The sequence below is a fragment of the Mycetohabitans sp. B2 genome (genome assembly GCF_021733735.1).
Taxonomy (GTDB): domain Bacteria; phylum Pseudomonadota; class Gammaproteobacteria; order Burkholderiales; family Burkholderiaceae; genus Mycetohabitans; species Mycetohabitans rhizoxinica.
In genome coordinates this window covers 39,437-50,087 of record NZ_JAHKSP010000029.1, presented here as the reverse complement: position 1 = coordinate 50,087, position 10,651 = coordinate 39,437, and the positions used below count along the sequence as shown (strand labels likewise).

Here is a 10,651-nt window from a genome sequence, read left to right as displayed (position 1 = left end):
TCACCAATCGTTTGAGGAAGCACGTAAATCGCTCAAACAATCTCACGTCACGTGGACTTGATAAGGCGACACACCGCCTAATAGGCGATGCCATGGCCAAGAGCGTCGCAACTCGCAAAGTGGACTTCAGGGAAGCGGAGCAAAGAAAATTGCATGCTTTGCATAAGAACAACACGGGTCGGTTTAGGCCAAGGGTACTTCATCATTGCACTCCCTCCAAACATCGCTTTTATGCATCAAAGAACACGGCTAGCATGCGCTCGCCCCGTTGATAAATCACTTTACTGTCTATTATTTGCTCCCACGCAATGGTATCCTAGTCACTATATACAGTTATCAAGAAGAGCCCAAGCAACTTATCCTGCTATAAACCGACAAATTTTGAATTAAAATTACATCAAGACGCGACTGACGAATTGTTTTGTAACGCTGACGCCGTCGGCATGTGCCAAATAATGCCCAGCTCTCGGCACAGAGCCGGTACCGCCAGCCCTGCCTCCACGCGCTTGAGCGCCTCCATGATCTGGCTGTCCGTGAATCTCGACTTCTTCATTGCGTAGAACTCCCTTAACGAGAAAATTCTACTTCTGTTCCCACCGGTTTTTTGGGGGGATTACCAGTGGACGTCGTCCCCTATGGAAGCTCGCGCTATGGCGCAGTCGGTACGCGGGCGCGCATTTACCCTGGAGCCGATTTTGGCATTGCCGTCTGATTCTTAACGGCGCCACTATTTGATCACGCGTAGCAGCCGGCGGGAAAGAAGTGTTCTCATGTCGCGGCGAATGTCACAAATGATGTGGATGTAAATAATTGTGTCCCCAATCTCATAGAGAATGCGATTCATGCCAGAAATAACTTGGCGGTACTGTTGAGGATTACAGTCAACAAGCTCTTCAGGGATAACACCGCTTTGGGGGAAAACTAAAATGTCTCGAACAGAATACTTGATTGGTTGATAAGTCTCTTGCCAAGTTGATCGGCCAAAGTTTTTAATGATGTAGCGACGAAGCTCCTTTAAGTCCTCTTCGGCACCTTCAAGGAAAACAACTTTCACCCGCGGTCTTCCTTGTCCAAGTCGGCAAAGACGTCATCCGCATCGCGGAAGCGGCCTTGAGAAATTTCCTGATTACCCATGGCAAGAATTTTTAGAAGGGCAAGGGTATCTTCCTGCTGCTCGTAAGAGCGAACGTCCATGACCACAAGCTTGGCTTCCCCATTTTGGGTGATCAGCATTGGCTCCCGGGACTCAGAAATATTCTTAATGATGTCGGCTGCGTGGCTCTTAAGGTAGCTGATAGGCTTAATTTGAGTTGAGAATTTCACGACGCATTCCTAGCTTGCTAACTGGCGACAAGACCAAATATAGATCAAATTCGGTCCTTCGTACAGTTCGTTTGGGCAGCTGCCCCACAAAACAGCGGCGCGGCAGGCGTACTATGCGCGCTGCCGCTGGCAGACAACGCTTTTCTACCTGCAAAACCTGCACATTGCCGAGGTCACCAGCGGGACCATGGATGACTTCTCGCGGCGCCTGAGGGCGCAGGGGCGGGACCAATGGTGGCTCGAAATCGTCGGCAACGAAAAAACGCGCGCGGATCGTGCCGGCGTCGCCGGTGTTGATCGTCGAGCTGGCCCGCTATCAACAAGCGTGTGGCCTGCCCTCGCTGGCCGGCCGAGCCAGCACCACGCCGCTGGTCATGCCCTTTAAAGGCCCGCACCGCTGTCTGTCACGCTCGGTTTTGCGTGACGCAATCAAAAACATATTCAGCCGTACCGCGACATGGCTGCGTGCGCGCGGTCCAGTTCATCGAGCGCGCCGATGAACTGGACCGCGCGTCGGCGCACTAACTGAGACTGGCTGAGGCATACCGCCGGGTCACATCAGGCCGATGGCGGCCTCGGTCTGCGCACGGTGCGCAACAATCTGGGTCACGTGTCGCTGACCACTACGAGCCGACACGTGCGCCTGGCCGCTTGGCCGACACCCTACTTCGGCTACACGTCACGCTTGGCGTGTGCGATGCTCAGCGCGGAGGCGATCATCGTACTCATGTCGGCCAAATTGGCCGGGACAATCAGTGTATTGCCTTGCTTGGCCAGGTTGCCAAAAGCACTGACATATTGTTCGGCAACCTTCAGATTCACCGCATCCATGCCGCCACGCGACTGAATGGCATCGGCGATTTTCTGGATCGCTTGCGCATTCGCGTCGGCCACAGCGAGAATGGCGGCAGCCTGCCCCTGGGCCTGGTTGATCGCGGCCTGTTTCTCCCCTTCGGATTGCTGAATCGCCGCCTCGCGCGCGCCGGACGCCAGGTTGATCTGTTCTTGCTTACGGCCCTCGGACGCAGCGATCAGCGCCCGCTTCTCTCGCTCGGCCGTAATCTGCGCCTGCATCGCACGCAAGATTTCGTTAGGCGGCGTCAGATCCTTGATTTCGTAGCGCAGCACCTTCACGCCCCAATTCGCTGCTGCATCGTCAAGTGCCGATACGATGCTGTGGTTGATCAGGTCGCGCTCCTCGAACGTCTTGTCCAGTTCCATCTTGCCAATGACCGAGCGTAACGTCGTCTGCGCAAGCTGCGTAATCGCCATCACGTAGTTCGCCGAGCCGTACGAGGCCTTCATCGGATCGGTGACCTGAAAGTACAGTACGCCATCGACCTGCAGTTGCGTGTTGTCGCGCGTGATGCAGACCTGCGACGGCACGTCGAGCGGGATCTCCTTCAGCGAATGCTTGTACGCGACGCGATCGACGAATGGCAGCACGATGTTCAGGCCCGGCGTCAGCGTCGCATGATAACGGCCAAGCCTCTCGAGCACCCAGGCATGCTGCTGAGGCGTAATCTTCACGCATTGTGTCGCGATCACCACTACGACGACGAACAAGACTAGTGCAATAATCAAAAGATCCATGGCGTAGTATCCCATCAGGCTGTAGAAGAAGAGCGAGCGGCCGGTCGGGCGGCAACGATGAGCCGGTTGTCGCGCACCTGGCGAATCAAATACCAGTGCGCATGCTCGCTCTCGCCGGGCTGAAGCTCGACATCCCATTGCGCACCACGATAGTTGATGCGTGCCCGGCCGTTATCCCAGCGTTCAACGCACACCGTCTGGCCGATGTCTAGTAGCACATCGGCGTCCCGCGTGACGTCCCGCACGTCGCGGCGCTGCCGATGACCGTAGCGGGAACGCCGCAGCACCGTCACGGCGGCCAGCGCGACCAGTGCGGCCAGCGCAAGCTGCGCGGCCACCGGCATGCCGATTCCGTGCGCAATACCGCCCGCCGCGCAGCCCAGCGCAATCATCAATAGATAGAACGTGCCGCTCGTCAGCTCGACTACCAACAGCGCACCGGTCGCGATCCACCAAATAAGTCCCGAACCCACCATCGCGATCCCCTAAATAAAAAAACACCTCGGTGCCGTCACCGAGGTGTCTTATAGCACGAAGCCAGCTCGCGCCGCGAACCGGCCGCGCGTCAGCGCCCGGTTTCTGGCGGCCGGCGTATCGTCCGACCCGCCAACGGACGCGGTGTCATGCCGCCTTCGCGTCGTCTGCCTGCGCGAGCGCCTGCCAAGTGTCGATCACGGTATCCGGATTCAGCGAGATCGAGGCAATACCTTCCTTCGTCAGCCACGCAGCAAAATCCGGATGGTCCGACGGGCCCTGGCCGCAAATGCCGACATACTTGCCCAACCGCAGGCAGGTTTCGATCGCGCGCGACAGCATGAAGCACACTGCCGGATCGCGCTCGTCGAAGTCGTGGGCAAGCAATTCCATGCCCGAGTCCCGGTCCAAGCCTAGCGTCAACTGCGTCAAATCGTTCGAGCCAATCGAGAAGCCGTCGAAATACGCCAGGAACTGCTCGGCCAGAATCGCGTTGGACGGCACTTCGCACATCATGATCAGTCGCAAGCCGTTGTCGCCGCGCTTGAGCCCGAATTGGGCGAGCAGCTCGACTACCCGCTTGGCCTGCCCCAGCGTACGCACGAATGGCACCATAATCTCGACGTTGGTCAGGCCCATCTCGTCACGCACGCGCTTGAGCGCACGGCACTCCATTTCGAACGCGGCCGCGAAATCGTCGGCGATGTAGCGTGACGCACCCCGGAAGCCGAGCATCGGGTTTTCTTCGTCCGGCTCGTAACGCGAACCGCCGATCAGCTTCTTGTACTCGTTCGACTTGAAGTCCGACAGCCGCACGATCACCGGCTTCGGATAGAACGCCGCGGCAATCGTCGCGACGCCCTCGGTCAGCTTGTCGACGTAGAACGCACGAGGCGACGCGTGACCACGCGCCACGCTCTCGACGGCTTTTTTCAAATCCTGGTCAACATTCGGATACTCGAGAATCGCCTTCGGATGCACGCCGATGTTGTTATTGATGATGAATTCGAGCCGCGCTAGCCCGACGCCGGCGTTCGGCAACTGCGCGAAATCAAACGCGAGTTGCGGATTGCCCACATTCATCATGATCTTGACCGGGATCTTCGGCAACTCGCCGCGCTGCACTTCGGTCACCTCGGTCTCAAGCAGGCCGTCGTAGATCTTACCCTCGTCGCCTTCCGCGCACGATACCGTCACCAGCGCACCGTCCTTCAGCACGTCAGTCGCGTCACCGCAGCCGACTACGGCCGGCACGCCAAGCTCGCGCGCGATGATCGCCGCGTGGCAGGTACGGCCGCCCCGGTTTGTGACAATCGCCGACGCGCGTTTCATCACCGGCTCCCAGTTCGGATCAGTCATGTCCGCCACCAGCACATCGCCCGGCTGCACGCGCTCCATCTCGGAAGGATCGTAAATCACACGCACCGGACCGGCGCCAATTTTCTGACCGATCGCCCGGCCGGTCGCAAGCACCTGCGACTGGCCCTTCAGCTTAAAGCGCTGTTCGATCTTGCCAGCCGCCTGACTCTTTACCGTCTCGGGGCGCGCCTGCAGGATGAACAACGTACCATCGCGGCCGTCCTTGCCCCACTCGATGTCCATCGGACGTTGGTAGTGATTCTCGATGATCACCGCGTACTTAGCAAGTTGGATCACATCCTCGTCGGTGATCGAATAGCGGTTGCGCTGCTCCGCCGGCACATCGACCGTCTTCACGCGGCCCGACTCGCCCGGCTGCGTGAACTCCATCTTGATCAGCTTGGAGCCAATCGAGCGGCGGATGATCGGATACCGCCCCTGCGCGAGCGTCGTCTTGAACACATAGAACTCGTCCGGGTTCACCGCGCCCTGCACCACGGTCTCGCCCAGTCCGTAGCTGGAGGTGATGAACACGGCGTCGCGAAAACCCGATTCGGTATCCAGCGTGAACATCACGCCAGCCGCGCCGACGTCCGAGCGCACCATCCGCTGCACGCCGGCGGACAACGCCACCTCGGCGTGCGTGAAGCCCTTGTGCACGCGATATGAAATCGCGCGGTCGTTATACAGCGAGGCGAACACATGCTTGATGCGATCCAGCACGTCGTCGATGCCCACGACGTTCAGATACGATTCCTGCTGGCCGGCAAACGACGCGTCTGGCAAGTCCTCGGCCGTGGCCGACGAGCGCACTGCAAACGACAGCTCCTGGGGCGAGGATGCCTGCAGCTTGTCGAACTGCTCGCGAATCTCCGCATCCAGGCGCGGTTGCAACGGCGCGTCGATGATCCACTGGCGGATGTCCTTGCCGGCCTCGGCCAGCGCCTTCACGTCATCGACATCGAGCGTCTCAAGGCGTTTAGCGATCCGCCCGGTTAAGTCATTGTGCGCGAGGAATTCGCGGAACGCGTGCGCGGTCGTCGCGAAACCGGTCGGCACGCGAACGCCTGCCGCAGCCAGTTGGCTGATCATCTCGCCCAGCGATGCATTTTTTCCGCCGACCGAGTCGACATCTGTCATTCGTAATGCTTCGAACGGTAGGACGTATGCTCCGTTATGTGCTGCGTTAGACATGAAAGCCCCTAAGTGGTAGAAAATTTCCGGCATGCGCGAGTGGGGCCCGTGCGCGCGGCTCCATTGGAAGCCGCAACGCACCTCGCACAACCTGTTTGACAAGCCATCGCGGGCGCCGCGAAGATCGCCTCGCCCCGTGTCGCGGGGGGCCATGGGCTCACCGTGCGACACCCCACCCATCCGCCGCTGACCTGCAAAGCTCGCTGACCTGCAAAGCCTTATGGGACAAAGCTTGCCGCCGGTTCACGGACATCGCCTGCAATTGCTTGTCAAACAAGTTGCCGCTATTCTACCGTGCTACTCTGCAAAAAATCCCAGAATCCCCGCTCAGGTCCTTTGACCGACGGAAATCCGAGTCTGCCCGCGCGGCGCTCTACTAAACAAGCATCATGCCTGCACCGACTGTATTCATCGTCTCCGATGGCACCGGCATCACTGCGGAAACATTCGCGCATTCGATCCTGTCCCAGTTCGACCAAAAATTCCGCCTCGTGCGCGTGCCATTCATCGACTCGTCGGAGAAGGCTTACGCCACGGTCCAGAAAATCAATGAAGCGGCCACGCTGGACGGGCGCCGCCCGGTCGTCTTTACGACGCTCGTCGATAGCCAATCAAACGAGATCGTCAAGCGCTCGAAAGCGCTGGTCATGGACATGTTCCAGACCTTTATCGAGCCGCTAGAGCAGGAATTGCAAACCCAATCGACCCACGCGATCGGCCGTGGCCACCAGGCCGCCGATACCGAGGAGTACAAGAACCGGATCGAGGCGATCAATTTCTCGCTCGCGCATGATGATGGCCAGAGCAACCGCAATTTGCAGGACGCAGACGTGATCCTGGTCGGCGTGTCGCGCAGCGGCAAGACGCCTACCAGCCTCTATCTGGCGATGCAGTACGGTGTGAAAGCGGCCAATTACCCGTTAATCCCGGAAGACTTCGAGCGCGGCAAACTACCGACGCCGCTGCGTGCCCATCGCAACAAGATCTTTGGGCTGTCGATCGATCCGCAGCGGCTCGCTGAGATCCGCAACGAACGCCGCCCAGGCAGCAAGTACGCTGCGCCAGAAAACTGCCGCTACGAGGTCAACGAGGCCGAGGCGCTGATGCGCCGCGAAGGCATCAAATGGCTGTCGTCGACGCACAAGTCAATCGAGGAGATCGCGACGACGATCTTGCAGGAAATCAAGCTCGAGCGGCAATCATACTGAGCGCGCGCCGCTACGCGACACGCCGTTGCCGACATTGCTCGAAAAAGCACACGGCGGCGGCAGCAGCGACGTTCAACGACTCCATGCCGCCGGGCTGCGGAATGGTCACGCGCCGGCTCACCGCGGCACGCCACTCGGCCGACACGCCGGCGCCCTCGTTGCCGAACACCCATGCAAGCGGCCCGCTCAGGTCGACATCGTACAGCGCCTGTGCGTCATGCGAATCGGTGACAAACACCGGCACTGCGAGCCGTGCCAACAAGTCGGCGGCCTCCACCTGCTCGTGCACGCGCAGCAGAAATTGCGCGCCCATGCCGGCACGCAATACCTTGGGCGACCACGCGTGCGCCGTGCCAGGCGAGCAGAACACGTCGCCGATCCCAGCCGCAGCGGCACTGCGCAGGATCGAGCCGACATTGCCGGCGTCCTGCACGCCGTCGAGCACCACGCAAGTGGCCTCGACGCGTTCGGGCAGTGGCCGTGGCCGCACGTCCACCACGAATGCAATGCCAATCCCATTGACGAGCGTCGACAACTGCGAGAACAGCGCATCGCTGAACCGCACGACCCGGGATGGATCGAGCCGCGCGACGATCTGCGCGGTCTGCACCTGCGCCAGTGCCGACTCGGTCAGCACGCAATGCGCCGGCTGGCCGACCGAATCGAGATAGGCTTCGGCCAAGTGCAGGCCCTCGAGCAGTGCCTGGCCACGCTTTCTCTGCTGTGCAGGGACTGTCAGCGCCTTGAGGTGCTTGAATAGCGGATTGTCCCGCGATGTGATGGTTTTCATCGGCTCAGCCGGCGGGCAGTGTTGCACGGCTCAGCATGGCGACGCGTCCACCCCGCTCACAGGTATCGCGTCCAGCCCGAAGCTCAAATAGGCTTTGCGCACCGGCGCAAACGAGCGCCGGTGGTGTACGCACGGCCCATGGATACGCAGCGCAGCCAAGTGCCGCGGCGTGCCATAGCCCACATGGGCGTCAAACCCATAATGCGGAAACTCATCATGCAACGCATGCATCATCCGGTCCCGCGTGACCTTCGCCAGAATCGACGCGGCGGAGATCGACGGCACCAGTGCATCGCCCCCAATCACCGCCTCGGATCGCACCGACAGCACCGGGCAGCGGTTACCATCGACCTTGACCAACGCAGGCGTGAGCGCAAGGCCCTGCACCGCGCGCTGCATCGCCAGCATCGTCGCGTGCAGGATATTGAGCGTATCGATTTCCTCGACGCTAGCCGACGCGACGCAATAGGCCAGCGAGCGCTCAACAATCCGATCGAACAGCTTTTCGCGCGTCGCCGGACTCAGCGCCTTGGAGTCATCGAGCCCACGAATGCGAGGTGCGGCGGGATCGAGAATCACCGCGGCGGCCACCACCGGACCCGCCAGCGGCCCGCGCCCCGCTTCATCGACGCCGCAAACGAGGTCAGCCGGATCGTCGAAGTCCAGCCCGCGCTGTACAACGGCAGGCGTGCCACCGCAGCCGGGCGTGCGCATACGGCGCCCGGTCATCGAAACCTCCTGCCCGACGGGCCCGAGTCGATGACATCGACCACCACTTCCGCGGCACGCTCGGCGGTGTTGCAGCGCAAACGTTCGTGCATCTCGGTGAACAGTTCGACTAACATGCGACGGTTCGCCTCATCGTTCAGTTGCAGCAGCGTCGCATCGGCAAGCGCCTGTGGCGTCGCGAAGTGCTGCAGGATCTCGGGCACGACGAACCGGCCGGCCAGGATGTTCGGCAAACCAACGTACGGCAAATAGCCTTGCCGCTGCATAATCTGCCCGGTCAACCATGGCACCTTGTAAGAGATCACCATTGGCTTTTTCAGCAACGCGGCTTCCAGCGTAACGGTGCCGCTCTTGACCAGCACCGCGTCGGCTGCCGTCATTGCCAACTGGGCATTGCCCTCGGTCAGCGTCAGCGGCAATGCCGGGTAGCGGTCCGCGAGCGGCTGCAGCAGTGCGCGGATGGCCGCGTTCGGCGCGGGCACAACAAAGCGCAACGATGGCTCGCGCTGGTGCATCAGGTCCATCGCCGCAAAGAACGTCGGGCCGATCAACTCAATTTCGGAACGGCGGCTGCCCGGCAGCACCGCGACAACGGGCCCCTCATCCGGCAAGCCACTTGCGCGCCGCGCGCTCAGGCTATCCGGCTGCATCGCAATCGCGTCAGCCAGCGGATGTCCGACATACGTAGACGCCACGCCGGCCTTGTCCAGGATCGCCGTTTCAAACGGAAACACGCACAGCATGTGGTCCACCGCCTTGACGATCTTCTTGATACGCCCGCCCCGCCACGCCCAGATCGATGGGCAAACGAAGTGGATCGTCGGGATACCCGCATGCCGCAGCGTCTCCTCGAGCGAGAAGTTGAAATCCGGCGCATCGACGCCGATGAACACGCTTGGCGGCTCAGCCAACAGCTGCCGTTTCAATTCACCGCGGATGCGCAGGATTTCCGGAATATGGCGCAGTGCCTCGACATACCCGCGCACCGACAACTTGTCCATCGGCCAGTGCGCGTCGAACCCGTGGGCGGCCATCCGCGCACCGCCAATGCCATAGTACTGCGTGCCAGCCGGAAGACGCGCGGCGAGCCCGTCGAGCAACGACGCCGCCAACAGGTCGCCGGATGGCTCACCCGCCACCATCGCGAGCTTGACAGGACTCGAATGTAACGTCATCGTCGATGCATCAGCGAATAATGCCGCGCTTGGCGGTCTCGATGAACCGCAGGAACGTTGTGACCGGCTCATCGCCATCACCGCCCTGCGCCGCCAACTCACGCAACTGCGCTTTCGCCTCGTCTAGCGATAAACCATTTTTATAGACGGCCCGGTACGCGGCCCGCAACGCGGAAATCGCATCGGCAGTGAAGCCGCGACGGCGCAGCCCCTCGATGTTGATGCCGTGCGGCTGGGCCTTTTCACCGGCCGCAATCACATACGGCGGCAAGTCCTGCACTAACGCCGACGCGCCACCGAGAAACGCGTGTTCGCCGATGCGCACGAATTGGTGTACACCGGACATGCCGCCAAGGATCGCCCAGTCGCCGACGTCGACGTGCCCGGCAATCTGCGCATTGCTCGAAAATACCGTATGGTTGCCGACCCGGCAGTCGTGAGCAATGTGCACGTACGCCATGATCCAGTTGTCGTCGCCGATATGGGTGACGCCGTTGTCTTGCGCAGTACCGGTGTGAATCGTCGTGAATTCGCGAATCGTGTTGCGATCGCCGATCTCGAGCCGCGTCGGCTCGCCGGCGTATTTCATGTCCTGCGGCGCACCGCCGAGCGCCGCAAAATGACCGATCTGGTTGTCCTCACCGATCGTCGTATGGCCTTCGATGACCGTGTGCGAACCAACCGTCGTGCGCGCGCCGATGCGTACGTGCGCACCAATAACCGCATACGGGCCAATCTGGACGGTGTCGTCCAGGCTCGCGCCCGCTTCGATAATCGCGGTGGGATGGATACGAGTCATACCTTCG

General features: G+C 60.7%; 10 protein-coding genes and 1 pseudogene. 1 reads left to right on the top strand and 10 read right to left on the bottom strand.

All coding sequences use genetic code 11. From position 1 onward, the window contains the following. Positions 1-454 precede the first annotated feature (454 nt). The 6 genes and pseudogenes from KPG66_RS06775 to ppsA form a co-directional block, all read right to left on the bottom strand. Positions 455-553, bottom strand: a pseudogene (locus tag KPG66_RS06775) (transposase); the annotation flags it as partial. 174 nt (positions 554-727) lie between these two features. Continuing rightward, positions 728-1,054 (bottom strand): type II toxin-antitoxin system RelE/ParE family toxin, encoded by a 327-nt coding sequence (locus KPG66_RS06770; RefSeq protein ID WP_013435275.1) that lies wholly within the window; start codon positions 1,052-1,054, stop codon positions 728-730. Beyond that, complete coding sequence (locus KPG66_RS06765) at positions 1,051-1,323, bottom strand: type II toxin-antitoxin system Phd/YefM family antitoxin (protein WP_013435274.1); 273 nt, start codon at positions 1,321-1,323, stop codon at positions 1,051-1,053. The genes KPG66_RS06770 and KPG66_RS06765 overlap by 4 nt, the downstream gene beginning before the upstream one ends. Before the next feature lie 672 nt (positions 1,324-1,995). Continuing rightward, positions 1,996-2,916, bottom strand: a complete 921-nt coding sequence (locus KPG66_RS06760) for an SPFH domain-containing protein (RefSeq protein ID WP_237070351.1) — start codon at positions 2,914-2,916, stop codon at positions 1,996-1,998. Between the two features lie 14 nt (positions 2,917-2,930). Further along, on the bottom strand, positions 2,931-3,392 hold the full coding sequence (locus KPG66_RS06755) for an NfeD family protein (protein ID WP_237070350.1): 462 nt from the start codon (positions 3,390-3,392) through the stop codon (positions 2,931-2,933). Positions 3,393-3,537: 145 nt separating this feature from the next. Beyond that, positions 3,538-5,943: a phosphoenolpyruvate synthase gene (ppsA, locus tag KPG66_RS06750; RefSeq protein WP_237070349.1), complete on the bottom strand. Its 2,406-nt coding sequence runs from the start codon at positions 5,941-5,943 to the stop codon at positions 3,538-3,540. A gap of 389 nt (positions 5,944-6,332) precedes the next feature. On the opposite strand from ppsA, the gene ppsR reads away from it, so the two are divergent. Beyond that, a complete protein-coding gene (gene ppsR / locus KPG66_RS06745; RefSeq protein WP_013435268.1) occupies positions 6,333-7,151 on the top strand; it encodes a posphoenolpyruvate synthetase regulatory kinase/phosphorylase PpsR in 819 nt (272 codons plus the stop codon). Positions 7,152-7,161: 10 nt separating this feature from the next. Here ppsR and KPG66_RS06740 read toward each other — a convergent pair whose 3' ends face one another. Genes KPG66_RS06740 through lpxA form a run of 4 tightly spaced genes read right to left on the bottom strand, consistent with a single transcriptional unit; the run spans position 7,162 to position 10,644 of the window. After that, positions 7,162-7,941: a TrmH family RNA methyltransferase gene (locus KPG66_RS06740; protein ID WP_237070348.1), complete on the bottom strand. Its 780-nt coding sequence runs from the start codon at positions 7,939-7,941 to the stop codon at positions 7,162-7,164. A 30-nt stretch (positions 7,942-7,971) separates the two neighbouring features. Further along, positions 7,972-8,670 carry a ribonuclease HII gene (gene rnhB, locus KPG66_RS06735; protein WP_237070347.1) on the bottom strand — a complete coding sequence of 233 codons (699 nt, stop codon included), beginning with the start codon at positions 8,668-8,670 and terminating at the stop codon, positions 7,972-7,974. Continuing rightward, positions 8,667-9,845, bottom strand: a complete 1,179-nt coding sequence (gene lpxB, locus KPG66_RS06730; RefSeq protein WP_237070346.1) for a lipid-A-disaccharide synthase — start codon at positions 9,843-9,845, stop codon at positions 8,667-8,669. The genes rnhB and lpxB overlap by 4 nt, the downstream gene beginning before the upstream one ends. Before the next feature lie 10 nt (positions 9,846-9,855). Further along, positions 9,856-10,644 carry an acyl-ACP--UDP-N-acetylglucosamine O-acyltransferase gene (gene lpxA, locus KPG66_RS06725; RefSeq protein WP_013435263.1) on the bottom strand — a complete coding sequence of 263 codons (789 nt, stop codon included), beginning with the start codon at positions 10,642-10,644 and terminating at the stop codon, positions 9,856-9,858. Between the last annotated feature and the right edge of the window lie 7 nt (positions 10,645-10,651).